25 protein-coding genes and 1 pseudogene are annotated in these 25,794 nt (G+C 64.7%); 19 read left to right on the top strand and 7 right to left on the bottom strand.

What is annotated here, in order from left to right; translation table 11 throughout:
• Positions 1 to 1,077: a branched-chain amino acid ABC transporter permease gene (locus tag ACK4HJ_RS12440; RefSeq protein WP_409831819.1), complete on the bottom strand. Its 1,077-nt coding sequence runs from the start codon at positions 1,075 to 1,077 to the stop codon at positions 1 to 3.
• A gap of 3 nt (positions 1,078 to 1,080) precedes the next feature.
• Complete coding sequence (locus ACK4HJ_RS12435) at positions 1,081 to 1,956, bottom strand: branched-chain amino acid ABC transporter permease (RefSeq protein ID WP_409831817.1); 876 nt, start codon at positions 1,954 to 1,956, stop codon at positions 1,081 to 1,083.
• A gap of 193 nt (positions 1,957 to 2,149) precedes the next feature.
• On the opposite strand from ACK4HJ_RS12435, the gene ACK4HJ_RS12430 reads away from it, so the two are divergent.
• The 4 genes from ACK4HJ_RS12430 to ACK4HJ_RS12415 all read left to right on the top strand — a co-directional run bounded on the left by ACK4HJ_RS12430 (position 2,150) and on the right by ACK4HJ_RS12415 (position 5,553).
• Positions 2,150 to 2,947: a crotonase/enoyl-CoA hydratase family protein gene (locus ACK4HJ_RS12430; protein WP_409831814.1), complete on the top strand. Its 798-nt coding sequence runs from the start codon at positions 2,150 to 2,152 to the stop codon at positions 2,945 to 2,947.
• Positions 2,948 to 3,056: 109 nt separating this feature from the next.
• The gene (locus tag ACK4HJ_RS12425; RefSeq protein WP_409831811.1) at positions 3,057 to 3,542 is read left to right on the top strand and encodes a thioesterase family protein; all 486 of its coding nucleotides are present in this window, start codon (positions 3,057 to 3,059) and stop codon (positions 3,540 to 3,542) included.
• A gap of 173 nt (positions 3,543 to 3,715) precedes the next feature.
• On the top strand, positions 3,716 to 4,294 hold the full coding sequence (locus tag ACK4HJ_RS12420) for a polymer-forming cytoskeletal protein (protein WP_409831807.1): 579 nt from the start codon (positions 3,716 to 3,718) through the stop codon (positions 4,292 to 4,294).
• A gap of 197 nt (positions 4,295 to 4,491) precedes the next feature.
• Positions 4,492 to 5,553 carry an amidohydrolase family protein gene (locus tag ACK4HJ_RS12415; RefSeq protein WP_409831804.1) on the top strand — a complete coding sequence of 354 codons (1,062 nt, stop codon included), beginning with the start codon at positions 4,492 to 4,494 and terminating at the stop codon, positions 5,551 to 5,553.
• Positions 5,554 to 5,558: 5 nt separating this feature from the next.
• On the opposite strand, the gene ACK4HJ_RS12410 is transcribed toward ACK4HJ_RS12415, so the two are convergent.
• Positions 5,559 to 5,984, bottom strand: coding sequence for an acyl-CoA thioesterase (locus tag ACK4HJ_RS12410; protein WP_409831801.1), 426 nt, complete (start codon positions 5,982 to 5,984; stop codon positions 5,559 to 5,561).
• 40 nt (positions 5,985 to 6,024) lie between these two features.
• Here ACK4HJ_RS12410 and ACK4HJ_RS12405 point away from each other — a divergent pair, with 40 nt between their 5' ends.
• From ACK4HJ_RS12405 to ACK4HJ_RS12390, 4 genes and pseudogenes are all read left to right on the top strand, one after another.
• A complete protein-coding gene (locus tag ACK4HJ_RS12405) occupies positions 6,025 to 7,887 on the top strand; it encodes an ABCB family ABC transporter ATP-binding protein/permease (protein ID WP_409831799.1) in 1,863 nt (620 codons plus the stop codon).
• A 149-nt stretch (positions 7,888 to 8,036) separates the two neighbouring features.
• Positions 8,037 to 8,969: a 2-hydroxyacid dehydrogenase gene (locus ACK4HJ_RS12400; RefSeq protein WP_409831797.1), complete on the top strand. Its 933-nt coding sequence runs from the start codon at positions 8,037 to 8,039 to the stop codon at positions 8,967 to 8,969.
• 81 nt (positions 8,970 to 9,050) lie between these two features.
• Positions 9,051 to 9,359: pseudogene (locus ACK4HJ_RS12395) on the top strand (nucleotide pyrophosphohydrolase); the annotation flags it as partial.
• A 45-nt stretch (positions 9,360 to 9,404) separates the two neighbouring features.
• Positions 9,405 to 10,766, top strand: a complete 1,362-nt coding sequence (locus tag ACK4HJ_RS12390; protein WP_409831852.1) for a PIN domain-containing protein — start codon at positions 9,405 to 9,407, stop codon at positions 10,764 to 10,766.
• Positions 10,767 to 10,805: 39 nt separating this feature from the next.
• Here ACK4HJ_RS12390 and ACK4HJ_RS12385 read toward each other — a convergent pair whose 3' ends face one another.
• From ACK4HJ_RS12385 to ACK4HJ_RS12375, 3 genes are all read right to left on the bottom strand, one after another.
• Positions 10,806 to 11,840 carry a DctP family TRAP transporter solute-binding subunit gene (locus tag ACK4HJ_RS12385; RefSeq protein ID WP_409831795.1) on the bottom strand — a complete coding sequence of 345 codons (1,035 nt, stop codon included), beginning with the start codon at positions 11,838 to 11,840 and terminating at the stop codon, positions 10,806 to 10,808.
• A gap of 75 nt (positions 11,841 to 11,915) precedes the next feature.
• The gene (locus ACK4HJ_RS12380) at positions 11,916 to 13,214 is read right to left on the bottom strand and encodes a TRAP transporter large permease (RefSeq protein ID WP_409831792.1); all 1,299 of its coding nucleotides are present in this window, start codon (positions 13,212 to 13,214) and stop codon (positions 11,916 to 11,918) included.
• Positions 13,211 to 13,765 (bottom strand): TRAP transporter small permease, encoded by a 555-nt coding sequence (locus ACK4HJ_RS12375; protein WP_409831789.1) that lies wholly within the window; start codon positions 13,763 to 13,765, stop codon positions 13,211 to 13,213. The genes ACK4HJ_RS12380 and ACK4HJ_RS12375 overlap by 4 nt, the downstream gene beginning before the upstream one ends.
• A gap of 260 nt (positions 13,766 to 14,025) precedes the next feature.
• On the opposite strand from ACK4HJ_RS12375, the gene ACK4HJ_RS12370 reads away from it, so the two are divergent.
• The 6 genes from ACK4HJ_RS12370 to ACK4HJ_RS12345 all read left to right on the top strand — a co-directional run bounded on the left by ACK4HJ_RS12370 (position 14,026) and on the right by ACK4HJ_RS12345 (position 19,362).
• Positions 14,026 to 14,958 (top strand): LysR family transcriptional regulator, encoded by a 933-nt coding sequence (locus ACK4HJ_RS12370; RefSeq protein WP_409831786.1) that lies wholly within the window; start codon positions 14,026 to 14,028, stop codon positions 14,956 to 14,958.
• Between the two features lie 178 nt (positions 14,959 to 15,136).
• Positions 15,137 to 16,030: an amino acid ABC transporter substrate-binding protein gene (locus ACK4HJ_RS12365; RefSeq protein WP_409831784.1), complete on the top strand. Its 894-nt coding sequence runs from the start codon at positions 15,137 to 15,139 to the stop codon at positions 16,028 to 16,030.
• Between the two features lie 121 nt (positions 16,031 to 16,151).
• Entirely contained in the window at positions 16,152 to 17,051 is a 900-nt protein-coding gene (locus ACK4HJ_RS12360; protein ID WP_409831781.1) for an amino acid ABC transporter substrate-binding protein, read from the top strand.
• Positions 17,052 to 17,158: 107 nt separating this feature from the next.
• A complete protein-coding gene (locus ACK4HJ_RS12355) occupies positions 17,159 to 17,917 on the top strand; it encodes an amino acid ABC transporter permease (RefSeq protein WP_409831778.1) in 759 nt (252 codons plus the stop codon).
• A 1-nt stretch (position 17,918) separates the two neighbouring features.
• Complete coding sequence (locus tag ACK4HJ_RS12350) at positions 17,919 to 18,584, top strand: amino acid ABC transporter permease (protein WP_409831776.1); 666 nt, start codon at positions 17,919 to 17,921, stop codon at positions 18,582 to 18,584.
• A gap of 40 nt (positions 18,585 to 18,624) precedes the next feature.
• On the top strand, positions 18,625 to 19,362 hold the full coding sequence (locus tag ACK4HJ_RS12345; protein ID WP_409831774.1) for an amino acid ABC transporter ATP-binding protein: 738 nt from the start codon (positions 18,625 to 18,627) through the stop codon (positions 19,360 to 19,362).
• A gap of 111 nt (positions 19,363 to 19,473) precedes the next feature.
• Here the strand turns inward: ACK4HJ_RS12345 and ACK4HJ_RS12340 are convergent, their stop codons facing one another.
• On the bottom strand, positions 19,474 to 20,394 hold the full coding sequence (locus ACK4HJ_RS12340; protein WP_409831771.1) for a MurR/RpiR family transcriptional regulator: 921 nt from the start codon (positions 20,392 to 20,394) through the stop codon (positions 19,474 to 19,476).
• 122 nt (positions 20,395 to 20,516) lie between these two features.
• Between ACK4HJ_RS12340 and ACK4HJ_RS12335 the strand changes: the two genes are divergently transcribed.
• From ACK4HJ_RS12335 to htpX, 5 genes are all read left to right on the top strand, one after another.
• Positions 20,517 to 21,707: a M20 family metallopeptidase gene (locus tag ACK4HJ_RS12335; protein WP_409831768.1), complete on the top strand. Its 1,191-nt coding sequence runs from the start codon at positions 20,517 to 20,519 to the stop codon at positions 21,705 to 21,707.
• A gap of 47 nt (positions 21,708 to 21,754) precedes the next feature.
• Positions 21,755 to 22,744, top strand: coding sequence for a Bug family tripartite tricarboxylate transporter substrate binding protein (locus ACK4HJ_RS12330; RefSeq protein WP_409831766.1), 990 nt, complete (start codon positions 21,755 to 21,757; stop codon positions 22,742 to 22,744).
• A 107-nt stretch (positions 22,745 to 22,851) separates the two neighbouring features.
• Positions 22,852 to 23,904 (top strand): dihydroorotase, encoded by a 1,053-nt coding sequence (gene pyrC, locus ACK4HJ_RS12325; RefSeq protein WP_409831763.1) that lies wholly within the window; start codon positions 22,852 to 22,854, stop codon positions 23,902 to 23,904.
• Positions 23,889 to 24,668, top strand: coding sequence for a DUF3025 domain-containing protein (locus ACK4HJ_RS12320; RefSeq protein ID WP_409831760.1), 780 nt, complete (start codon positions 23,889 to 23,891; stop codon positions 24,666 to 24,668). Before pyrC ends, ACK4HJ_RS12320 begins: the two co-directional genes overlap by 16 nt.
• Positions 24,669 to 24,860: 192 nt before the next feature.
• Positions 24,861 to 25,733 carry a protease HtpX gene (gene htpX, locus ACK4HJ_RS12315; RefSeq protein WP_409831757.1) on the top strand — a complete coding sequence of 291 codons (873 nt, stop codon included), beginning with the start codon at positions 24,861 to 24,863 and terminating at the stop codon, positions 25,731 to 25,733.
• Positions 25,734 to 25,794: the final 61 nt, after the last annotated feature.

Raw genomic sequence — 25,794 nt, 5'->3', positions numbered from 1 at the left:
TCATTTCAACCTGTCGGATTTTTGGAAAGACTTCTGCCGCTTGAACAGGCCCTTGCGATAGAACGGGAACATCTGCAGCCAGGTGCGCACCTTGAGCCAGCGGCCATACAGGCCCATGGGCTCGAACAGCACGAAGGCGATCAGCACCGCGCCATACACCACAGCCTGCAACCCAGGTGCCTGGCCGATGGCTGCGGGCAGAAAGTCCTTGCTCAGCGAGATGAGCTGGGGCATTGAGATGAGGAAGATCGCGCCCAGGAACGCACCGTGCACCGAGCCCAGGCCGCCGATCACGATCATGAGCAGCAGGTCGATGGACTGCAGGATGTTGAACTGGTCCGGCGAGATGAATTGCAGCTTGTGGGCATACAGCGCGCCACCGATGCCTGCGAGCGCGGCCGAGAGCGAGAACGACAGCGTCTTGTAGCGCGCGAGGTGGATACCCATGCTCTGTGCCGATATCTCTGAATCACGGATGGCGACAAACGCCCGGCCGGTGGGCGAGCGCAGCAGGTTCAGGATGGCGAGGGTGCTGACCACCGCAATCACCAGGCATAGAAAGTAGAACGACTCCGTGGTCTCGAACGAGTAGCCCGCGATCTGTGGCGGCACCAGGTGCTTGCCCGAGTTGCCCCCCGTTACCGATTCCCAGCGCGCAAACACTTCTTCCACAATGAACCCGAACGACAGCGTGGCCATGCCCAGGTAGATGCCCTTGACGCGCAGCGCGGGCAGGCCCACCACGACGCCCACAGCGGCCGAAAGCCCCGCCGCGCAGGCCAGCGACAGTGCAAACGGCCAGCCCATGCCCGTGAGCACCGCCTGCGTGTACGCGCCCACCCCCAGAAACGCCGCATGCCCCAGCGAGAACAGCCCCGTGAAGCCCGCCAGCAGCATCAGCCCCAGGCCCACGATGGAGTAGATGAGCACAAAGGTGAGCTGGGCCAGCCAGTACTCAGGCGCAACCCAGGGCGCGGCGGCGAGGGCCAGGCACAGCAGGCCGTACCAGAACACATGGCCGCCATGCTTGGCGAGGCGGATGTCTTGCTCGTATGAAGTCTTGAAGAGAAAGCGCATGGGTCAGACTTTCTTTCTCAGCTTCTCGCCGAACAGTCCATTCGGTTTGACCATCAGCATGATCAGCACCACGATGTACGCCGCCGTGTCCTTGAAACCATCGGGCAGATAGAAGCCCGAGAGCGACTCCACGATGCCGATCACCAGCCCTCCCACAATGGCGCCCGGCAGGCTGCCAAAGCCGCCCACCACCGCAGCCGGAAACGCCTTGAGCCCGATGAAACCCATGTTGGCATGCACAAAGGTGATGGGCGCCAGCAGCAGCCCGGCCACCGCCGCCACCACCGCCGCCAGCCCCCAGGCCAGGCCGTTGAGCCGCTGCACCGGGATGCCCATGTAGTAGGCCGCCAACTGGTTCTGGGAGGCGGCCTGCATCGCAATGCCCAGCTTGCTGTAGCGGAACATCGCAAATAGCAGCACACACAGCACGCCCGTGGCGCCGATCACCACCAGCTGCTCGGCGCTGACCACCAGCTCGCCCAAGCGCAGGGACTGGTCCTTGTAGGGCACGGGCAGCGTGTGCGTGTCGGTGCCGATGTTGGGGATCATGGTGACCAGGCCGCGCAGCACGTAGCCAATGCCGATGGTGAGCATGACAATCGAGAACGCGGGCTGGCCGAGGATGGGGCGGATCACCGCGCGCTCGACCAGCACGCCGAACAGCCCCATGGCCGCGATGCTGGCCAGCACCGCCACCCAGAAGGGAAAACCCAGCACGGTCATCAGCGCCAGGCCGCAGAACGCGCCGAGCATCATGAGTTCGCCCTGCGCAAAACTCACGGTTTCGGTGGCTTTGTAGATGAGGACAAAGCCCAGCGCGATCAGCCCGTAGATGCACCCCTGGGAGACACCGCTGATCAACAGTTGCACAAATTGCACCCTGGCTCTCCAGAAGATTTTTACAAAGCGGTTGCTTTGCATAAATAATGGTGACGGCGACCGCTGCTTACCGCACTCGGGGCTAACCCTGATGGGGTGGGGTGATCGGGTAGCGGCGGATATTGACCCAGCGCCCACACCCGCGCAATAGGAGTTACGTCGGGTGCAAATGACCCGCCCACAGGAGAGCCCCATGTCCGTAGAGGTGGAAACGCAAGGCCGTGTCACGCTGGTGACACTGCACAGGCCCGATGTGCGCAACGCGGTGGATGCAAACACGGCACAGGCCTTGCACGCAGCATTTGTCGCGTTCGACCAGGACGCGCAGGCAGACGTGGCCGTGTTCCATGGAGCAGGCGGGCATTTCTGTTCGGGCTGGGATCTGCAATCGGGCGCGCGTTTGCTGGCCGACGGTGTGGCGGCCGAGGCGCTGGCGCAATCGCTCGATTTCGCGGCCGATGCGGTCCACCCACTCGGGCCGATGGGACCGAGCCGGTTGCAGCTGACCAAGCCTGTGATCGCCGCGATTGAAGGTGCCGCCGTGGCAGGCGGCATGGAGCTGGCGCTGTGGTGCGACCTGCGCGTGATGGCCGAGGACGCGTACATGGGCGTGTTCTGCCGCCGTTTTGGTGTGCCCTTGATCGACGGCGGCACCGTGCGGTTGCCGCGGCTGATCGGCCTGTCGCGCGCGCTGGACCTGATCCTCACCGGTCGCAAGGTCGATGCGGCCGAGGCTTTGCATATGGGGTTGTGCAACCGCGTGGTGCCGCCCGGCCTGTCGCTGGAGGCCGCGCTGGCCTTGGCACGCCAATTGGCCGACTTCCCGCAGGCCACACTGCGGGCCGACCGGGCCAGCGCGCTGGCGGGTGAGGGCTTGCCACTCTCGCAGGCGCTGCTGCAGGAGTGGTCAGGCGGGCGCGAATGCCTGGCCGAGGCCTTGCGCGGTGCCGCCCGGTTTGCGTCCGGGCAGGGGCGCCACGGTCAGTTTTAGGTCAAAATGGCCTCTAGCGCTTATCTGGCAAGCGCTAGCAGCTATAAAAAAAGGAGTGCAGGCGAGGACGCCCCCTTTCTGCATCCCGGCCCGATTCCCGAGGAGACCCATGAGCAAAACCACACCCCCCACGCCACAGGCGTTCGAGCCCGCGTTCATCGCCGGGCTGAAGTCCATCTTTGAAGAGAAGATTGTGTTCAACCAGGTGCTGGGCCTGAAGGTGACCGAGCTGCGGCCCGATGGCGTCACCGGTCGCATCGACATGAAGCCCGACCTGGTGGGCCACTATGCCTACAACCGCGTGCACGGTGGCGTGATCAGCGCGGGGCTCGACGCCATGGGCGGGCTGGCTGTGATGGCCGCCATTGGCGCCAAACACATGGACGAGCCGCCCGAGCAGCGCCTGCACCGCTTCGCGAAGCTAGGCACCATCGATTTGCGCATCGACTACTTGCGCCCCGGCATCGGCAGCCACTTCGAGCTGCGTGCCCAGGTGCTGCGCCTGGGCTCGCGCGTGGCCACCACGCGCATGGAGTTTCTCGGGCCGGACGGGCAGATCATGTCGGCAGGCGCTGCCGCTTACATCGTGTCGTAGTTTCGCGCTCCAGGCAGGGGACAGCAAGGCGGCATCAAGGCTGAGAATGTTTGGTGCTGCAAGCCTTGCAAGCGCATGCTACGCATGAACCGTTTGGTTACCGTTCTTGCGTAACGAAGGCATCTTTGAGAGCGCGCGTTGCCTAGCATGGGGCCTCTTTTCTAGGAGATCTGATGGCCGTGCAAAACCCCTTCTTTGGCAAGCGTGAACCCGAATCCTTCCAACCGCGCCACAGTGCCAGCGCATCGTCCGTGCTGGGCAATGCGTCTGCCAGCCAGGCGGCCGCATCACAGGCAACCGCCACCAGCCAGGCTGTGCCTCCCACGCCCTCGGCGGCGGATTCGTCGGGCAGCAAACTCACTGTAGGCCCCAACATCAAGCTCAAGGGCGTGGAGATCACCGATTGCGACACCCTGGTGGTGGAAGGCACGGTAGAGGCCACCATGGATTCACGCGTGATCCAGATCTCGCAGAACGGCGCCTTCAAGGGCTCGGCAGAGATCGACATCGCCGAAATCCACGGCGAGTTCAGCGGCACGCTCACCGTGCGCCAAAAGCTCGTCATCTACAGCACCGGCAAGGTTAACGGCAAGATCCGCTACGGCAAACTGGTGGTGGAAGAGGGCGGACAGCTGGCGGGCGAGATCAACGCGGGCATTGGTGCCACGGCGGGCGCTGCGTCGACCGCCCCCGGCGTGCAGCGCACGGCTGCGCCAGTGGCGCGTTCCGAGCCCGCAGCGCTTGCAGCCTGACGTACGGGCGCCCCTGTGGGTGTGAACCGCAGGGTCTGGCGCACCGGCCCGGCCTGGCTGGCCCTCTAGGAGCCGCCGCGCGCCCGCCTGCAATGCGGCGGTTGCGTCATCTCCACGCCTACCTTGATGGGGTGGTGCGCACCCTGCACGGTGTTGGTACGCTGCACGCTTCTCTTGCGGTGCATCAGTCCAACACCATGTTGCGGTTTTCTCGTTTCTCCACTGTATTGGCTTGCCGCTCTGTGGCTGTGGTCGGCGTGTGCCTTGCATTACTGCCCCTGGGCAGCGTGGCCCAGCCAGACACGCCGGCGCAGGTGCGCAAGCTCCGCGCTGCACCCACGCAGGCTGCAACCACGCTGCCGCATGCAGCTGCGGCGCGCGCGTCCGCCGCCAGCCCGGTGCCCGGGCTGTCGATTCCGTTTGTGGATGCCCATGTGCATCTGAACGATGTACCGATGCAGCTCGCGCTGATGCAGCGATGGGGCGCCACGCACGCAGTCGTCTTCTGGGGTGGACGCAGCAGCAATGACTCGGTGGCGGAGGCCGCGCGCCAGCACCCGGGTGTGCTGATCCCGTTTGCGTCAATCTCGCCGGAGCGCACGGCCTACCGGCCGCAGTGGGAAGACGACAGCCCTGCGCTGCTCAAGCAGCTGGACGAGTTGCTCGCCACTGGGCTCTTCAAGGGCATCGGGGAGATTTCGGCAGTGCATTTCCCGTCCAGCGGCTTTGCGGAGACGGATTTCGGCGTACTGGGGCCGATGATGACGGGCATCATGGATCTCGCGCGCAAGTACAAGGTGCCCGTGATGCTGCATGTGGAATCCACCCGCATTGCCGAGCTCGAGCAGCTGCTGCACCGCTATGCCGATGTACCGGTGATCTGGGCGCACGGCGGCTACACACCGCTGTTCTTGGCACGGCGCATGCTGGAGCGCCACCCCAACCTCTTCTACGAACTGAGCGCGCGCACCTGGCCGCACCACCCGCGCTCGCCGGACTACACGCTCTTGCGCGACGGGGAGCGCGTCTGGCCCGAATGGCTGCAGCTCATCGAGGCCATGTCCACACGGTTCTTGGTGGGCACGGACGCCAGCCACCGCTCTGCGGCCAGCGACGAGATGAAGTACGCCAGTGTGCAAAACCTGCTGGCGCAGCTGAAGCCCGGTGCGCGCGAGCAGGTGGCCAGCGGCACCTTGCTGGGGCTGGTGGGCGCAGGTGCAGTGCCGCGTCCCAGCCCGACGGACGCACCTGCGCAGTAGCGCCCTCAGGGATTGTCGGCAGTGCGGCGTGGCACGGGCCGTGGCCGACCCTTGTCGTCAATGGCCACATAGGTCAGCCGCGCCTCCGTCACCTTCACGTATTGCCCCTGGGCGGAAAAACGCTCGGCATACACCTCCACCTCCACGGTGACCGAGGTATTGCCCACGCGCGTAATGGCAGAGAAGAATGACAGGATGTCCCCCACGCGCACGGGCTGCTTGAAGATGAATTCGTTGACGGCGACAGTGGCCATGCGGCCCTGGATGTAGCGGGCGGGCAGCACAGAGCCCGCCAGGTCCACCTGCGCCATCACCCAGCCGCCGAAGATGTCGCCATTGCCATTGGTGTCCGCCGGCATGGGGATGACCTTGAGCACCAGTTCCTTGTCGGTGGGCAATGCGGCGGGGGGCGGGCTGAAAATGGCAGACATGGGCACAATCCGGGTAGAAAAACGAACCGGATTGTCTCTCATGCGCCGCTCTGGCGAAGCCCTCCCATCCCCATCCGCCCCCGGCGCCGCCACTGCATCGGCCTCCGCGACAGCGCAATCCGACTGGTCCACGCTGGGCCGGCTCTTTCCCTACCTCTGGCAGTACAAGTGGCGTGTGCTGGCCGCACTGGCCTTCATGGTGGGGGCCAAGCTGGCCAATGTGGGCGTGCCCCTGCTGCTGAAAAACCTGGTGGATGCCATGAGCATCAAGCCCGGCGACCCCACGGCGGTGCTGGTGGTGCCGGTGGGGCTTCTGCTGGCGTACGGGCTGCTGCGCCTGTCCACCTCTCTGTTCACCGAGCTGCGCGAGCTGGTCTTCTCGCGCGCCACGCAGGGCGCCACGCGCAGCATTGCGCTGGCCACCTTCCAGCACCTGCATGCGCTAAGCCTGCGGTTTCACCTGGAGCGCCAAACCGGCGGCATGACGCGCGACATCGAGCGCGGCGTGAAGGGCATCGAGTCGCTTATCTCGTATTCGCTCTACAGCATCGTGCCCACCCTGATCGAGGTGGCGCTGGTGCTGACCATCCTGGCCGTGAAGTTCGACGCCTGGTTTGCCTGGATCACCATCGCCGCGCTGGGTTTGTACATTTTGTTCACCGTCACGGTGACCGAGTGGCGCACCAAGTTCCGGCGCGAGGCCAACGAGCTCGATTCCGCCGCCCACACCAAGGCCGTCGATTCGCTGCTGAACTACGAAACCGTCAAGTATTTCAACAACGAGGCCTTCGAGGCCCAGCGCTACGACGAGAGCCTGGACCGCTACCGCCGCTCGCGTATCAAGGCACAGTTCACGCTGTCGCTGCTCAACACCGGGCAGCAGTTCATCATCGCCACGGCCCTGGTGGCCATGCTGTGGCGTGCCACGCAGGGTGTGGCGGCCGGCACGATGACGCTGGGCGACCTGGTCATGGTGAATGCCTACATGATCCAGCTGTACATCCCGCTCAACTTTCTGGGCGTGATCTACCGCGAGATCAAGCAGAACCTGACCGACCTGGACAAGATGTTCACCCTGCTCGACCGCGAGCGCGAGGTGGCGGACGCGCCCGGCGCCCAGCCGCTGGCGGGCCTGGACCAGCCCACCGTGCGCTTCGAGGACGTGCACTTTGCCTACGAGCCCAAGGCGGGTCGAACCATCCTGCAGGGAGTGAGCTTTGAGATCCCGGCGGGCAAGACGGTGGCCGTGGTAGGGCCGTCCGGATCGGGTAAGAGCACGCTGGCGCGGCTGCTGTTTCGCTTCTATGACATTCAGCAGGGCCGCATCACCATAGCGGGCCAGGACATCCGCAGCGTGACGCAGGGCAGCGTGCGGCAGGCGATTGGCATCGTGCCGCAGGACACGGTGCTCTTCAACGACACCGTGGCCTACAACATCGCCTACGGCCGCCCTGGCGCTACGCAGGAAGAGATCGAATCCGCCGCCCGCGCCGCGCGCATCCACGACTTCATTGCGTCCACGCCCAAGGGCTACGCCACCATGGTGGGCGAGCGGGGGCTCAAGCTCTCGGGCGGTGAGAAGCAGCGCGTGGCGATTGCGCGCACCTTGCTCAAGAACCCGCCCATCCTGATTTTTGACGAGGCCACCAGTGCGCTGGACTCCGCCAACGAACGCGCCATCCAGGCCGAGCTGCAAGGTGTGGCGCAGAACAAGACCACGCTGGTGATTGCGCACCGCCTGTCCACGGTGGTGGATGCGCACGAGATCCTGGTCATGGACGCGGGCCGCATCATTGAGCGCGGCACGCACGCGCAGCTGTTGGCTACCGGCGGCCGATACGCAAGCATGTGGTCCTTGCAACAGGAAGGCCCCCCTGAGTCGCCTGCGGCGCCTTCCCCCTGAGGGGGACGACACCTTCGCTGCGGGGCGGCCCTTGCTAGGCGTCTCTCGCCGGGACTGCGCCAGTTTTACCCGCTCTGCGCGGAGGTCGGCGGCGCGGTCTGCACTGCTCTTGTTCTCGCAGATTTTTATTGTTGATATTGAACTGACTCATGAAGCCCGTCCTTCTTGCCCTCATGTTTTTGTCTGAAGAGCACATCGCCCAGATGGCCCAGACCTTTGAAGTGATCTACGCGCCCGATGCATCGCAAGCCGCCACCGCCATCGCGCAGCACGGCGGCCGCGTGCGCGTGGTGCTCACCATTGGCGCGGTGGGCCTGAGCCCGGCGCAGATCGATGCGCTGCCTGCGCTCACGCTGATTTGCGCGCTGGGCGCGGGCTACGAAAACATCGCCGTGGCGCATGCCAAGGCGCGCGGCATTGTGGTGGCCACCGGTGCGGGCACCAACGACGACTGCGTGGCTGACCACACCTGGGGCCTGCTGATTGCGGCGCAGCGCCGCATCCTGCCGCTGGACAAGGCCACCCGCGCAGGCATTTGGCGCACCGCTTTGCCGCTGCCGCCCAACGTGTCGCACAAGCGCCTGGGCATCATCGGCCTGGGCACCATCGGCAAGAAGATCGCGCAGCGCGCGCTGGGCTTCGAGATCGAAGTGGGCTACCACAACCGCAGGGCGCGCACCGATGTGCCTTACCGCTACTTTGCCGATGTGGCGGCGCTGGCCGAGTGGGCGGACTTCCTGGTCGTTGCCACGCCGGGCGGCGCGGGCACCCGGCACCTGGTCAACGCCGACGTGCTGAACGCGCTGGGCCCGCGCGGCGTGGTGGTCAACATCGCGCGCGGCAGCGTGATCGACACCTCCGCACTGGCCGCCGCGCTGCGCGAAGGCCGCCTTGCCGCCGCAGGGCTGGACGTGTACGAGAGCGAGCCCTTGCCCCCCGCCGAGCTTCTGGACCTGGACAACGTGGTGCTCACGCCGCACGTGGCGGGCTGGTCGCCCGAAGCGGTGCAGGCCTCGGTGGACCGCTTCATGGAAAACGCCCGTCGGCACCTGGCGGGCGAAGTGCCGGTGTCGCCGCTCTAGAATTCACTCGTTAAAAATGGAATCTAGCGCATACTGCATAAGCGCTGATAGCTATAAAAATTGAAGCTATGGAGGGCGAGCGTGGACTTAAAAGCCTTGCAGATGCGGTTGCGCGAATTTGCTGCTGCGCGTGATTGGCAACCTTTTCACTCGCCCAAGAACTTGGCGATGGCCTTGATGGTCGAGGCCGCGGAGTTGCTGGAACTGTTTCAGTGGCTGACCACCGAGCAATCGAACACGCTTACGCGCCACTCAGCAGACAAGGAACATGTGGGCGATGAAATTGCCGATGTTTTGCTGTATCTGTTGCAGCTGGCGGACTACACGGGTGTGGATGTGGAAGAGGCCGTGGAACGCAAACTGCGCAAGAACGCTCAGAAGCACCCAGCCAAGCATGCAGAGAGGGCGGCGCCAGGTCCGAAAGGGCATTTACTCATTGATTGGGAAAACGTGCAGCCACGCGCTGAAGAGCTGCGCAAGCTGGTGCCCGAGGGAACCGATGTCTGGCTGTTCCATGGGCCCAAGCAGAAAGTAGACGCTTCGAGCCACCGCTTAGCGTACGGCGCCAGCAGAGTCACGCTGATTCCCCGGCCAGACGTGGCCAAGAAGAACGCCCTGGATTTTCAGCTGAGCTATTACATCGGCTACATCTCTGCCCGCTGGCCGAAAGAGCGGTTCGTTGTGGTGTCGAATGACACAGGATTTGACCCGATGCTGGAGCATGCGCGCGAGTTGGGGTTTGATGCGAAGCGGTGTGAGGTGCGAAGACCGCAGCCCGTAGCCAAGCCGATAGCAAACCCTGGGAAGCCGCCCCCGGGCTCCGCGCCTGCTGCGCGAACACAGTCCGCGTTCACGGCGGTGAATGCGGCCTTGGTCAGCCAGGTCGCTGAGAGCGCAAGCTCAAACCTTCGGTTCATTGCCATCGCCGACCGCCCGCGTGAAGAGGCCGCAGTGCTGGAATATTTCCGCCTTTTCATTCCGAAGGACCTCGAGGATACGGATGCACTTGCCCGGAGCGCTTGGACGCTGCTGCTAGATCGCGGCGATCTTCTTGCCCCACACGTCGAGCCATCCGTTCTTTCCTGGGCCGACCGGTCCCCCGCGCCCGAGGCGGCAGAAGTTAACGTTACCTCTCCGACACCCCTTGCCCCCGCTAAGCCCGCTATCGCGCCCTATGGTGGGCAAAGCAAAGTGCGTCCCGCCAAGAAGGCGCTCCCCGCGCCACCCGGCAGCTCCATCGCCCAGAATGCCACTCGCCAAGAAGTCCAACGACTGGGGAAGGCTCTGCAAACCATACCCTCCGCGCAACGGCCAGCGAACAAGGAGGCATTGATGGCGTGGCTTCAGAGCTATCTTGGAGAGATAGGCACTGTGTCGTCCCGGGTCGTCCATGCGCTGGCGCAGTTGCAGGCGCAAAAGCATGTTGTGATCGAGGGGGAAAAGGTGCGCTATTCGCCGAAGGTGCAGGCCGTCTCTCAGGCTGATGCGTTAACGAAGCCCGCGGCCCCTGCCAAAAAAGCGGCGTCGCAGGTGAAGGCAGTCCCTGGTCAGCCCACCGCAGCGCAGATCGCCCTCGCCGTGATCGCCAGTCTGAAGAAGATGCCCGAAAACAAGCCCACGCGCCGCGTGGGCCTGCTCAAGTTCATAGAGACCCACTCCAGCAAGGCGGCCGACCCTAAGGCCATGGCGCAGCGCGTTTGTGCGCTGCTTGAGGCTCGCAACGACGTGGCCGATGCCGTCGGCAAGCAAGGGATCATTTATCCGAAATTGCAAGTAAAAAGAGCTTCCAGCGCTTGACCAAAAAACGCTGGAAGCTCCTGATTCAATAGCGTTGACTTACTTCCGCGCTGCAATCGCCTTCTCGGCCATGTTCACCAGGTCCGCGCCAATCTGGCTCTTCCACTTGTCGTACACGGGGCGGGTGGCCTTGACGAAGGCGGCGCGCTCGTCGGCGCTCAGCTGCGTCACCGTCACGCCGTTGGCGGCGATGTCCTTGAGCAGGGGCTTGTCGGCCTCGACCACGCCCTTGCGAGCGATGGCGATTTCTTCCTTGCCGGCGTCGATGGCGGCCTGCTTCACGATCTCGCGGTCGGCGGGCGTCCAGCTGTTCCAGATGTCCTTGTTCACGACAAAGATCAGCGGGTCGTTCACGTAGCCCCACAGCGTGATGTGCTTTTGCGCCACGCTGTGCAGCTTGGCGGCGGTGAAGATGGACAGCGGGTTCTCTTGCCCATCCACCGCGCCGCTGGCAAAGGCGGGCTGTGCGTCGGCCCAGCTCATCTGCGTCGGATTGGCGCCCAGGGCGGTGAAGGTGTCCAGGAACAGTGGCGAGCCCACCACGCGGATCTTCAGGCCCTTTAAGTCTTCAGGGCTCTTGATGGCCTTCTTGGAGTTGGAGATTTCGCGGTAGCCGTTCTCGCCCCAGGCCAGGGGCACCACGCCGGCCTTGTCCAGCGTGGCGAAGATGCTCTTGCCCACCTCCCCCTGCGTCACGGCGTCCACGGCGGCGTAGTCGGGGAACAGGAACGGCAGCGAGAACAGGTTGAGCTGCTTGACCTGCGGCGACCAGTTGATGGTGGAGCCCACGGCCATGTCGATCACGCCCTGGCGCAGCGCGCTGAACTCGCGCGTCTGGTCGCCCTGGATCAGCGACACGCCGGGGTACAGCTTGATGTTGATGCGGCCATTGGTGCGCTCGCGCACCTTGTTGGCCCACAGCTCGCCGCCCTTGCCCCAGGGGAAGGCGGTGCCCAGCACCAGCGACATGCGGTACTCGCTCTTGTACGCCGTCTGGGCCATGGCAGCGGGCGCGGTGAAGGCCAGGGCGGCCGCAGCGGCCACGGCCGAGGTGAGGAAGGTGCGCAGTTTCATGGTGTGTCTCCAGTCAATGTTGTGGATGGGAAGGGAAAAGGAAAAACGAAAGGAAACCAGGTGGGTGGATCACGCTCAGTACCCCAGCCGCTGCGGTAGCCACAGCGCAAGCTGCGGCCAGACGACCACCGCCAGCATGACCACGCACATGGCCACCAGCAGCCAGCCCACCCAGCGCGAGGTCTGCTCGATGCGCACACCCGCGATGCGGCTCGACACCATCAGGTTGACGGCCATGGGCGGGGTGAACTGGCCCAGCGCCACATTCAGCGTGAGCAGTACGCCGAACCACACCGGATCCCACTGGTAGTGCTGCATGATGGGCAGCATCAGCGGCACAAAGATGAGAAAGATGGAGATGCCGTCCAGGAACATGCCGGTGACGATGAGCAGCAAGATCAGCATCGCCAGCACGCCGTATTCGCCCAGGCCCGACCCGACGATGGCGCGCGTGATGGGGTCGATGACGCCCAGCGTGGATAGCGAGAACGCAAAGATGCCCGCCAGCGACACCACCAGCAGGATCACCGCCGACAGCTCGCCCGATTCGCGCAGGATGGGAAACAGGTCGCGCACGCCAATCGTGCGGTGCACCACCATGCCCACGAACAGGCCATAGAAAACGGCCACCACGGCCGCCTCGGTGGGCGTGAACCATCCGGCGCGCATGCCGCCCAGGATCAGTACCGGCGCCGCCAGGCCCCACGATGCCTCGCGCAGGCTTTTCCAGAACGGCGGGCGGGGCAGGTGGGCCTCGTTCGCACCCATGCCGTGGCGCCGCGCCAGCCACACGGCCGGCACGATGAGCGCCAGCCCGGCAAGGATGCCGGGGACCATGCCAGCCGCAAACAGCGCGGGCACCGAGGCGCCCGGCACCAGGACCGAATACACGATGAACGCGACGGACGGAGGAATCAGGATGTCGATGGACGCCGCCGCGCCCACCACGGCAGCCGAGAACGGCGCCGGATAGCCCGCGCGCGACATGGCCACGATCATGACCCCCCCCACGGCAGCAGCCGTCGCCGGGCCCGATCCAGAAATTCCGCCGAGGAACATGGCCACCGCCACCACCACCAGCGGCAGCATGCCGGGGCCGCGCCCTACGATGGACACCGCCAGGTTGACCAGCCTTAGCGCCACGCCTGAGCGGTCAAAGATCGACCCCACCAGCACGAACATCGGGATGGCCAGCAGCGGGTACTTGCCCAGGCCGGCATAGAAGTTCTGCGGCACGGCCAAAAGGCCAAACCACTGCGAATCGGCATTGGCCACCGCAATCGCGGCGGCGCCTGCCAGGCCCAGCGCGGCGCCGATGGGGACGCCCGCCAGCATCAGCGCGACAAACGCGGTGAAGAGCAGCGCGGCGGTCATGGCGCGGGGGCTCCGGCGGAGTCGCCCTCGGGGTAGCGCTTGCGGCGGCTGCGCAGCCCGTGGCCCACCGCGCGCAGCGTGATCAGCGCGGAGAAGACGGGCAGCCAGATCGAATACCACCACTGCGGTACGCCAATGCCGGGCGAGGTTTCGCCAAAGCGGAAGTCGTCCCACACCACGCGGGCGCCGAGCACGGTGATCAGCGCGAACAGCAGCGCCACCATCGCGGCGCCCAGCTGTGCCAGTGCGCGGCGGCGCTTTAGCGAGCCGCTTTCGCTGAAGAACTCGATGCGGATCTGCCGGTCGCGCGCCACGGCCGCCGAGCCGCCCACGAGCGCCAGCACGATCATGAGGAAGACCGATATCTCTTCCGTCCACGCGAAGGACGAGTTGGTGAAGTACCGCACCAGCACGTTGGCAAACGTGATGAGGGCCAAGGCAGCCATCACCAGCACCGTGAGCCAGTCTTCAATGCGCAGCGCGCGGGGTTCGTCAGGCGGGGCGATGGGCGCCGCGCCGGGTGCAGGCCCGGTGGGGGTGGGGGAGGACATGGGGGCGTCGGGGGCAGTCAGGAGATCAACAAACACAACAGCGGCAGCAGGTGCAGCGGCGGATGGGTGCGTTGTCGCTCGGCCGGGCGGTGTTGTGCACCAGGGGCGGGACGGCGCTGCGCCAGGGGTGGGGGGCAGCGCAGCGCATTATGCGGTGTCTTGCTATGCATGCACACCATTGGTGCAGTGCAGCAGGTTGCCCGCTGCGTGGGGTGGGCATCCCCCCTGCAGACTTCGGCGGCGCCACGGATAATGCGCCGATGGAAACCAAGTGGCTTGAAGATTTCGTCAGTCTTGCGGAAACGCGCAGCTTCAGCCGCTCCGCCCAATTAAGGCATGTGACCCAACCCGCGTTCTCCCGCCGCATCCAGGCCCTCGAAGCCTGGGCCGGCACCGACCTGGTGGACCGCAGCTCCTACCCCACCCGCCTTACGCCCGCAGGCAAAACCTTGTACGACCAGGCGCTGGAGATGCTGCAGGCGCTGCAGAACACCCGTGCCATGTTGCGCGCCCACACCAGCGCGGGCAAGGACATGATCGAGTTCGCCGTGCCGCACACGCTGGCGTTCACGTTCTTTCCGGCTTGGGTTTCCAGCCTGCATGACAAGTTCGGCCCCTTCAAAAGCCGGCTCATCGCACTGAACGTGCACGACGCCGTGATGCGGCTGGTGGAGGGAGGCTGCGACCTGCTGATTGCGTACCACCATCCATCGCAGCCCTTTCAGCTCGACGCCGACCGGTACGAGATGGTGAGCCTGGGCCAGGAGGTGCTGTCGCCCTACAGCAAGGCCGATGCCGACGGCCAGCCCGTGCACCGCCTTCCGGGCCGCGCAGGGCAGCCGCTGCCCTACCTGGGCTACGCGCCTGGCGCGTACCTCGGGCGCGTGACCGAACTGATCCTGAAGGAAGCCGGCACTCCCATCCACCTGGAGCGGGTGTACGAAACCGACATGGCCGAAGGCCTCAAGGCCATGGCGCTGGAAGGCCACGGCGTGGCCTTCTTGCCCCACAGCGCTGTGAAGAAGGAACTGCGCTCGCGCCGCCTCGTCAGCGCCGCCCCATCCGATGCCGAAGGCCTGCAGATGACGATGGATGTGCGCGCCTACCGCGAGAAGCCGACAGGCAAGGAAGCGCCCAAAGGCACGGCCCAGGCGCTGTGGACCTATCTGCAGGCGCAGGCCGGGTCATGCTAAGGGTAAATACGGATATAAAAAGCTTGCATAGTTGCGCGCCCAAACGGCATTGGAGTTTCACCGTAACGACACGTACAGTCTGCGCCATCGCCGGGTTGGTGACCGCAGCGTGTGCCTTGTGAACGCTGCGGTGGCACGAAGATTGCAAAACCCACCCATTCACTCACCGAGACACCACATGAAAGTTCAGCATTGGGGATTTGCCTGGGGCTTGCTGGCCCTGTGCTGCACCGGCGTGGCGTCGGCCCAGGGCGTGCTGGAGCGCATCACCGCGGGGGGCAAGCTGGTGATCGCCCACCGCGAGTCATCGGTACCTTTCTCGTACATCGACAGCGCATCCGGCAAGCCAGTGGGCTATGCCGTGGACCTGTGCCTGCGCCTGGCCGAGGTGGTGCGCAAGAAGACCGGCAAGAAGGACATGGAGGTGGAGTTCGTGGCCGTCACGCCTGCCAATCGCATCACCATGATCGAGCAGGGCAAGGCCGACATGGAATGCGGCTCCACCACCAACAATGCTGAACGCCGCCAGAAGGTCGCCTTCACCATTCCCCACTTCATCACTGGCGCCCGGCTGCTCGTCAAAACCGCCAGCCCCATCGACCGGGTGGAAGACCTGAACGGCAAGAAACTGGTGTCTACCAAGGGCACCACGCCCCTCAAGGCCGCCGACCAAGCCAATCGCGAGCGCCTGATGGGCATCACCATCGTCGAGGCGCCCGACCATGCCAAGGCGGTGGAGATGGTGGAAAAGGGCGAGGCCGACGCCTTTGTGATGGACGACGTGCTGCTGTACGGCCTGGCTGCCGGGCGGCCCGACCCCAAGGCGCTGAAGGTGGTGGGCCGCTTCATGACCACCGAGCCCCTGGCGATCATGCTGCCCAAGAACGACCCCGAGTTCAAAAAGCTCATCGACGAGGAGATGCGCCGCCTGATCACCAGCCGCGACATCTACCCTATCTATGACAAGTGGTTCAACAAACCCATCCCACCGAGCAACACGGTGCTGAACCTCCCGGTCAGCTACCTGTTGCGCGACTTCTGGAAATACCCTACGGACCAGGTTCCTTTCTGACTAACAATCCTGGTTTCGTGGTTCCCCGGTTTTGGAGTGTTCGGTCAGCCGGCCTTGTCGGCGTGGGCGGATCTCTAAAATAACCTCCCTCTTTTTTCGCTTTACACACAAGGAGATACCTATGAAGAAGCATTTGCTTGCGGTTGCCGTGACCGCCCTGGCTGCCAGCAGCGCATTCGCCCAGGCCAACGACACCCTGGCCAAGATCAAGGCCTCGGGCAGCGTGACGCTCGGTGTGCGTGAGTCTTCCGGTCTTTCCTACACGCTGGGCAACGGCAAGTTTGTGGGCTTCCACACCGAAATGGGCGAGATCGTGCTGGCCGACATCCAGAAGCAACTGGGCCTGGCTAAGCTGGACATCAAGTACCAGCCCGTCACCTCGCAAAACCGTATTCCCCTGGTGACCAACGGCACGGTGGACCTGGAGTGCGGCTCCACCACCAACAACGCCACCCGCCAGAAGGACGTGGCCTTCGCTGTGACCACCTACGTGGAAGAAGTGCGCACCGCCGTGAAGGCCAACTCCGGCATCAACTCGATCAAAGACCTGAACGGCAAGACCATTGCCACCACCACCGGCACCACTTCTGTGCAAACCCTGCGCAAGCATGAACGTGCTGGCGGCATCGACTTCAAGGAAGTGTTCGGTAAGGACCACGCTGACAGTTTCCTGATGCTCGAAACCGGCCGCGCCGACGCTTTCGTGATGGACGGCTCCATCCTGGCCGCCAACATCTCCAAGTCCAAGAACCCTGCCGACTACAAGATCGTGGGCGAAGTCCTGAGCGTGGAACCTATTGCCTGCATGCTGCGCAAGGACGACGCTGCTTTCAAGAAGGCCGTGGACGACTCCATCAAGCGCCAGATCGCAGACGGCTCGCTGGCCAAGCTGTACGACAAGTGGTTCATGCAACCCGTGCCACCGACCAACCAGAAGATCGGCCTGCCACTGTCCGAAGCCACCAAGGCAGCCTGGGCAGCTCCTAACGACAAGCCCATGGAAGACTACGCAAAGAAGTAATCCACTGAGCGCTTGTGCCCCTTCGGCCAGCTGGTTTGAAGGGGCTTTTTTGTTGGGCTCGCTCCGCGCGGCCCAACGCCATACCAAGAAATTGAAGGGGTGATCCTATGAGCTGGGATTGGCAGGTGTTCTGCCAGGACACCATGGACAGGGAAGTCGTGCAAAGCTGCTTTGGCAAGGGCGGCGACATCACGTACCTGGACTGGATGCTGTCGGCCTGGGGCTGGACGGTGTCCGTTTCCGTGCTGGCGCTGGTGCTGGCGCTTGTGTTGGGTTCCGTGATCGGCACGCTGCGTACCTTGCAGGACCGGCCCATCATCGTTCGGCTGGGCAACGCCTGGGTCGAGCTGTTTCGCAATATTCCCCTGCTGGTGCAGATCTTCCTGTGGTACCACGTGCTGCCCAGCCTGTTCCCGGTGCTCCGCGGCGTGCCCGGCTTTGCGCTGGTGGTGCTGGCGCTGGGTTTCTTCACCTCGGCGCGTATTGCCGAGCAGGTGCGTTCGGGTATCCAGGCCCTGCCCCGCGGGCAGCGCTATGCCGGCATGGCCATGGGCTTCACCACCTTCCAGACCTACCGCTATGTGCTGCTGCCCATGGCCTACCGCATCATCATCCCGCCGCTCACCAGCGAGACGATGAACATCTTCAAAAACTCGTCCGTGGCGTTTGCGGTGTCGGTGGCTGAACTCACCATGTTCGCCATGCAGGCGCAGGAAGAAACCTCGCGCGGCATTGAGGTGTACCTAGCCGTGACCACGCTGTACATCATCTCCGCGTTTGCCATCAACCGCATCATGGCGTTCGTCGAAAAACGCGTACGCATCCCCGGCATGGTGGTGGCTGGTGCGGCTGGGGGAGGCCACTGACATGAATCTCGACTTCTCCTTCTACAACTGGGACCTGATCTCCAACTTCGTGCTCAAGGGGCTTTACTTCAGCCTCATGCTCACGGTGATCGCCACCATCGGTGGCGTGATCTTCGGCACCCTGCTGGCGCTGATGCGCCTGTCCGGCAAGAAGTGGCTGGACGTACCCGCCACCATCTACGTCAACGGCATGCGCTCCATCCCGCTGGTGATGGTGATCCTGTGGTTCTTCCTGCTGGTGCCCGCCATCATCGGCCGCCCCATCGGCGCCGAAGTCTCCGCGGTCATTACCTTCATCGCGTTCGAGGCAGCGTACTTCAGCGAAATCATGCGCGCCGGCATCCAGTCCATTCCGCGCGGCCAGGTGTATGCCGGCCAGGCGCTCGGGATGACCTACAGCCAGAACATGAAGCTGGTGGTGCTGCCCCAGGCGTTCCGCAACATGCTGCCGGTGCTGCTCACGCAGACCATCATCCTGTTCCAGGACACGTCGCTGGTTTATGCCATCGGTGCCTACGACATGCTCAAGGGCTTTGAGGTGGCGGGCAAGAACTTCGGCCGCCCCATCGAGGCTTACCTGGCTGCCGCCGTCCTGTACTTCGTGATGTGCTATTCGCTGTCCTGGATGGTCAAGCGTCTGCACCAGAAGATCGCCATCATCCGCTGATCAATGCTGGTGCCAAAGAGATTGGATTGAGGAAAAAGAAATGATCGAACTCAAGAACGTATCCAAGTGGTATGGGCCGGTGCAGGTGCTCAACGAGTGCTCGGCCACCATCAACAAGGGTGAAGTGGTGGTGGTGTGTGGCCCTTCGGGCTCGGGCAAGTCCACGCTCATCAAGACCATCAACGCGCTGGAGCCCTTCCAGAAGGGCGAGATCACGGTGGACGGCGTGAAGCTGCACGACCCCAGCACCAACCTGCCCAAGCTGCGCAGCCGCGTGGGCATGGTGTTCCAGCACTTCGAGCTGTTTCCCCACCTGTCGGTGACGGACAACCTGACCATTGCACAGATCAAGGTGCTGGGCCGCAGTGCGGACGATGCCAAGAAGCGGGGCCTCAAGATGCTGGAGCGCGTGGGCCTGATCGCCCACAAGGACAAGTTCCCCGGCCAGCTCTCGGGTGGTCAGCAGCAACGTGTGGCGATTGCGCGTGCGTTGTCGATGGACCCCATCGTGATGCTGTTCGACGAACCTACGTCTGCGCTCGACCCCGAAATGGTCGGCGAAGTGCTGGACGTGATGGTGGGCCTGGCCAACGAAGGCATGACCATGATGTGCGTGACCCACGAAATGGGCTTTGCCCGCAAAGTGAGCAACCGCGTGATCTTCATGGACGTGGGCGGCAAGATCCTGGAAGACTGTTCCAAGGAAGACTTCTTCAACAACCCGGATGCGCGCCAGCCCCGCACCAAGGACTTTCTCAACAAGATTCTCCAGCACTGACTGGACTTGTCCGCCCATGCCGCTAGGCTTCGGGCGCTGATGCAAAAAAGCGCTCTTCGGAGCGCTTTTTTTATATGGAGCGCCCAACCGGGCGCGCCTTGCGGCCGCCGATTAGCGCCGCGGCCGCCGGCCGACTGGCGAGGGCGGCTCAAGGATGAGCTGCGCCTCAAAGTCCGTCCACAGGTCGTCACGCCGCTTCAACGCCTCGGACACCGCCTTGTGCCGCAACTGGGCCACGGCCGACACCAGGGCGTTGGCCAGAAAGAACGCGGCGGTGTACGAATCAAACGGCGAGGCGTTGGACGTACGCACCTGCAGCCGGTGATGGGCGAGTGCCGCCAGCGGGGCGGTGGCGCTGTCGGTGATGGCCAGCACCTGTGCGCCTGCGTCGCGAAAGCGCTGCGCCACCTTCACCGGCCCGCTGGCATAGCGGCGGATGCTGAAGACCAGCAGCGCGTCTTCCGGCTGGATCCACAGCAGCTGGTCGGTGGCGTCCACGGCGCCGGCACCCAGCTCGTGCACGCTGGGGCGGCACATGTTCAGGTGCAGGGCCAGCCAAGCGGCCATGGGCGCGCTGTTGATCTGCGCGAGCACAAAGACCCGCCCCTTGCCTTGGGCGATGCGCGCCACGATGGCCTCGAACGCCGCCATGTCGAGCCCGTCGCGTGTGGCGTTGATGTTGTGCTGGTCGTGCAGCAGGGCGTCGTCCACACATTGCTGCAGGCTGCGCTCGGTGCCGATGGTGACAGGCGCACGCTGCCCGGCGGTTTGCAACAGTGCCGTGACCTCGCCCCGCGCCTCGCGCTGCGCCTCGGCATAGCTCGCATAGCCCAACTTGGCAAACAGCCGCACCACGGTGGATGCACTGGTGCCGGTGCGCGCCGCCAGGGCAGTGGCCGACTCCAGTAGCGCGTGCGGGTAGTCACGCCCCAGGGCATCGGCCAGGGCGCGCTCGCTGGCGGTGAGTTCGCTGCCCTGGCGGGCTAGGCGCTCGGTCAGAAGCATGTTGGATGTTTGCAATGATGATTTCATTGATTTCTCTTTGATGAAAAATGTATTGCAAACCACGAGCGCGCGTGCAACACTTCGGCCAAATTGTGCCCCGCGCCGGGGCGGCACGAACAGACCGAAAACCCGCTCTTCCAACGATATCCATGCACGAAACGCACAAAAACAAGGCAACCCAGGTCGATTCCGCTACTGCCGCCCCGGCACTGGCCTGGCTGTCGGGCCAGGGGCAGGCCATGCAAGACCTGTTGCAAAAAGTGGTCAACATCGACAGCGGCAGCCGCGACGAAGCGGGTGTGACCGCCGTGGCCCATGCGCTGGCCGAGCGCCTGTTGGCCGCGGGCGTGCCCGTGCAGTTTGAGCCTGTGCCCGGCTACGGCGTGCTGCTGCACGCCCAGGTCACCCCGGACGAGGCGGCAGGCGAGGGCGCGCCGATCATCCTCATGGGCCACATGGACACCGTGTACCCCGCTGGCACGGTGGCGCGCCGCCCCTTCCGCGTGGAAGACGGCCGCGCCTACGGCCCCGGCGTGGCCGACATGAAATCCGGCCTGGTGCTCAACGTGTTTGTGGCCGAGGCCTTTGCACGCTGTGGTGGCCTGCATGCACCGCTGCACCTGTTCTTTTCGTGCGACGAAGAGATCGGCTCGCCTGCCACGCGCGACCTCATCATGGACAAGGTGCGCGGCGCCCGTGCCGTGTTCAATGCCGAGCCCGGCCGCGTGAGCGGCAACGTGGTCACCAGCCGCAAGGGCTCGATGGTGGTGGAGTTCGAAGTGACGGGAGTGGCCGCGCACGCAGGCATCAACCACGCCGCAGGCGCCAGCGCCATCGAAGCCCTGGCGCACAAGACGCTGGCACTGCACGCGCTCACCGACCCGGCCACGGGCGTGACCTGCAACGTGGGCGTGGTGCAGGGCGGCATCGTGCCCAACATGGTCGCCCCGCATGCCAAGGCCGAGGTGGACCTGCGCTTTACCGCCGACACCGACCCCGACGCACTGCTGGAGCGCGTGCGCGCCATCGTTGAGGAAGCATCCGTGCCCCGCACCCAGGGCCGCATCACCACCGCGCACCGCACCCTGCCCATGAAGCCCACGCCCGACTACCTGCTGGCGCTCTACCAGCAGGGCGCACGTGCGCTGGGCTTTGAGGTGCAGGGCGAGTTCACCGGCGGCGCGGCCGACAGCGGCCTCACGGCCTCGGTGGGTGTGCCCACGCTGTGCGCCACGGGCCCCGTCGGCGGCCACCCTCACACCGAGCGTGAGTACTGTGAGCTGAGCACCTTCGTGCCCCGCGCACAGGCCGTGGCGCTGGCCGTGCTGGGCCACCCCTGATTCCTGCCTTGTTCCCCATTTTTGTTTTTGCGTTTTCGAAGACAGCCATGAACCACATCCCTTCCCGCCGCCACCTCCTGTCCACCGGCCTCGGCCTGGCCGGCCTTGCCGCTGTGCCCGCGTGGGCGCAGGACAAATTTCCCTCGCGCCCCATCACGCTGGTCGTGCCCTTCCCGCCCGGCGGGTCGGTGGACATCATGGCGCGCCAGTATTCCGAGCCGCTGTCCAAGCTGCTGGGCGTGCCCATCGTGGTGGAGAACCGCGCGGGCGCGGGCGGCTCGGTGGGCGCCCAGTATGTGGCGCGCGCCAAGGCCGACGGCTACACGCTGGTCGTGTCGTCGCAAAGCAGCCACCTGGCCAACCCGCTCACGCAGCCCAAGGTGGGCTACGACCCGGTCAAGGACTTTGAAAACATCGCCATCCTGGGCCGCCTGCCCAATGCGCTGGTGGTGCACAGCAGCCTGCCGTTCAAGACCTTCAAGGAATTCATCGACTACGCCAAGAAGAACCCCGGCAAGCTCAACTACGGCAGCGGCGGCGTGGGCAGCATGGGCCAGTTGAACGTGGAAATGCTCAAGGCCGCCACCGGCGCCTTCACCACCCACATCCCCTACCGGGGCGGCACGCCGCTGATCACGGCGGTGCTGGGCAACGAGGTGCAGTTCATCCTCGACAACCTCGTCATCATGCTGCCGCACATCCAGGCGGGCAAGGTGCGTGCGCTGGCCCTGGCCAACGACCAGCGCCTGCCCCAACTGCCCGATGTGCCGACCCTGGCCGAAGTGGGCTACCCCCAGCTCAACCTCACGTCGTGGATTGGCCTGGCCGCGCCCGGCGGCACGCCCGATGCGGTGGTGCAGACCCTGTACAAGGCGGTGCGCGAGGTAGCCACCTCGCCCGCCATGCTGGCCAACCTCAAGGATCGCGGCGTGATTCCGCCCGAAGAGATGACCCCCGCCGCGTTCGAGAAGATGATGTCCGAGCGCCTGGTGAAGTTTGGCGAGGTGGTGCGCAAGGCGGGCATCACCGCCGAATGAGGTCCTACGGCAAGAGGGTTTGAATGAAATTGGCTGCTAGCGCTTGCTGGGTAAGCGCTAGCAGCTATCAATTTAATAGTTTTCTGACCGATGGGACAATGCAGCCCATGACCGCCGCATCCCCCACCCCCATCGACACTCTCACCCTCACCCGCCCCGACGACTGGCACCTGCACGTGCGCGACGGCGAGCCGCTGCACACCGTCGTGCCGCACACCGCCGCCCAGTTTGGCCGCGCGATCATCATGCCCAACCTGCGCCCACCGGTGACCACGGCGGAGCAGGCGCTGGCCTACAAACAGCGCATCCTGGCCGCCGTGCCCGCCGGTATGCAGTTCGAGCCGCTGATGACGCTGTACCTGACGGACAACGTGCCGCCCGAAGAGATCGTGCGCGCCAAGACTGCGGGCGTGGTGGCCTGCAAGCTTTACCCCGCTGGCGCCACCACCAACAGCGACGCGGGCGTGACCGACATCCGCAAGACCTACAAATCGCTCGAAGCCATGCAGAAGGCGGGCATGCTGCTGCTGGTGCACGGCGAAGTGACCAGCAGCGACATCGACCTGTTCGACCGCGAAGCCGTGTTTATCGAGCAGCAGCTCATCCCGCTGCGCCGCGACTTCCCCGAGCTGAAAATCGTCTTCGAGCACATCACCACCAAGGATGCGGCCGACTACGTGATGCAGGCCGACCGCTTCACCGCCGCCACCATCACGGCGCACCACCTGCTGTACAACCGCAACGCCATCTTTGTGGGCGGCGTGCGCCCGCACTACTACTGCCTGCCGGTGCTTAAGCGCGAAACGCACCGCGTGGCGCTGGTGCAGGCCGCCACCAGCGGCTCCGCCAAGTTCTTCCTGGGCACCGACAGTGCGCCGCACCCCGCGCACCTCAAGGAACATGCCACCGGTTGCGCCGGCTGCTATACCGCCCACGCCGCGATGGAGATGTACGCCGAGGCGTTCGATAACGCAGGCGCGCTCGACCAGCTCGAAGGTTTTGCCAGCTTCCACGGCCCTGACTTCTACAACCTGCCGCGCAACACCGGCACTATCACCCTGCGCCGCGAGTCTTGGACCCCGCCCGAGAGCTTTGTCTTTGGCGAAGCCAATCTCAAGCCGCTGCGCGCGGGCGAAGCGCTGCCGTGGCGGCTGGTGTAGCGCAGGCCTTCGGCAGCATCGACTGGGAGGCGCCTTGGCTGCAGCCCTTGCGCGGCCTGGGGCAACCAGCGGCGCAGCGGGTGGTGGACGGCCAGACCGTGCACAACGCGTTGCAACTGGCTTTGACGCAAGGCATGCCCGTGGCCTTTGCGCCGCAAACGGACCTGCCTGAAGGCACGGCCTACGAGCAGTACATCTGGCACGCCCGCCGCGTCCCGACGCGCGACAACCTGCATGATTTTTTCAATGGCCTGGTCTGGCAGCACTTTCCTCACACCAAGCGCCGCCTGAACGCGCTGCAGGCGCAGGCCATAGCGGCCGATGGGGTGCAGGCCGTGCGCGGGCCGCTGCGCGATGCGCTGACGGTATTTGATGAAAACGGGGCGCTGCTGTGGGCGCCTCAGCAGCTGTGGGATGCGCTCAGGGCGCGAGACTGGCAACGCCTGTTCATCGGCCTGCGGCCCCTGTGGGGCCAGGCGCGGATGGTGCTGTTCGGCCATGCGCTGCTGGAGAAGCTGGTTTCACCGCGAAAACCCATCGTAGCGCACGTGTACAAAGCGCAAGAAGCTATTGAATCAATAGCAAAATTGGATGCGTGCCTGGCGTCTGATATCGACCCGACACGCTGGGCGGCCAAGCCTTTCACGCCCTTGCCGGTGCTGGGCGTGCCGGGCTGGTGGCCGGCCAATGAGGCGGAGGACTTTTACGCTGATCCGCAGGTCTTCCGCGCACCCCCGGGCCGGCAGACCCGGGCGGGCCGCTAATTCCCGTCAAGCGCTGTGTGATAAGGGCCGGCGCGGGATTTGCACCTACCATTGCGCGATGCCATCGCGGCCGGTCTGGCGGCTTGAAGCCCGGCCTCTGGCCCCCATCTGCTGCGGCAGTGGCCTTGCTGGTTTCTGCTGGCAAGGATTGGCGTGACAACTGCCTATTCGTTTGAGTCCCACGGAGAACCCATGAAACGGATCCTGCTTTTTGTAATGACCAACCTGGCCGTGGTGCTGGTGCTGGGGGTGGTGGCGAGCCTGCTGGGCGTCAACCGCTACCTCACGGCCAACGGCCTGAACCTCACGGCCCTGCTGGGCTTTGCGCTCATCATGGGCTTTGGCGGCGCGATCATCTCGCTGCTCATCAGCAAACCCGTGGCCAAGTGGAGTGCCAAGGTGCAGATCATCGACGGCACCGGTTCGGCCGACGAGCGCTGGATCGTGGACACCGTGCGCAAGTTTGCTGACAAGGCCGGCATCGGCATGCCGGAAGTGGGCATTTTCCCCGGCGACCCCAACGCCTTTGCGACAGGCGCGTTCAAGAACAACGCACTGGTGGCCGTGTCCACCGGCCTGCTGCAGGGCATGACGCGCGAAGAGGTCGAGGCTGTGATCGGCCACGAGGTAGCCCACATCGCCAACGGCGACATGGTGACGATGACGCTGATCCAGGGCGTGATGAACACCTTTGTGGTGTTCCTGTCGCGTGTCATTGGCTACGCGGTGGACAGCTTCCTGCGCAAGAACGATGAGAACAGCTCGGGCCCCGGCATCGGCTACTACGTCACCACCATCGTGCTCGACATCGTGCTGGGCTTCCTGGCCGCGATCATCGTCGCCTGGTTCAGCCGCCAGCGCGAGTTCCGGGCCGACGCAGGTGCTGCCCAGCTGATGGGTCGCCGTCAGCCGATGATCAACGCCCTGGCCCGCCTGGGCGGCGCCCACCCGGCCGAGCTGCCCAAGAGCATGGCCGCCATGGGCATTGCCGGTGGCATCGGCAAGCTGTTCAGCACCCACCCGCCCATCGAAGAGCGCATTGCCGCGCTGCAGAACGCGCAGTAGCAGTAAGCAAGGGGGGCGCCGGTGCTTTGGCACTGGCCCCGGCCCCGAATCCATCTCAAGA

This window comes from Acidovorax sp. (genome assembly GCF_046294525.1).
Classification (GTDB): domain Bacteria; phylum Pseudomonadota; class Gammaproteobacteria; order Burkholderiales; family Burkholderiaceae_C; genus Acidovorax.
The sequence above is the reverse complement of the archived record's forward strand: the minus strand, read 5'-3'. Positions and strand labels throughout refer to the sequence as shown.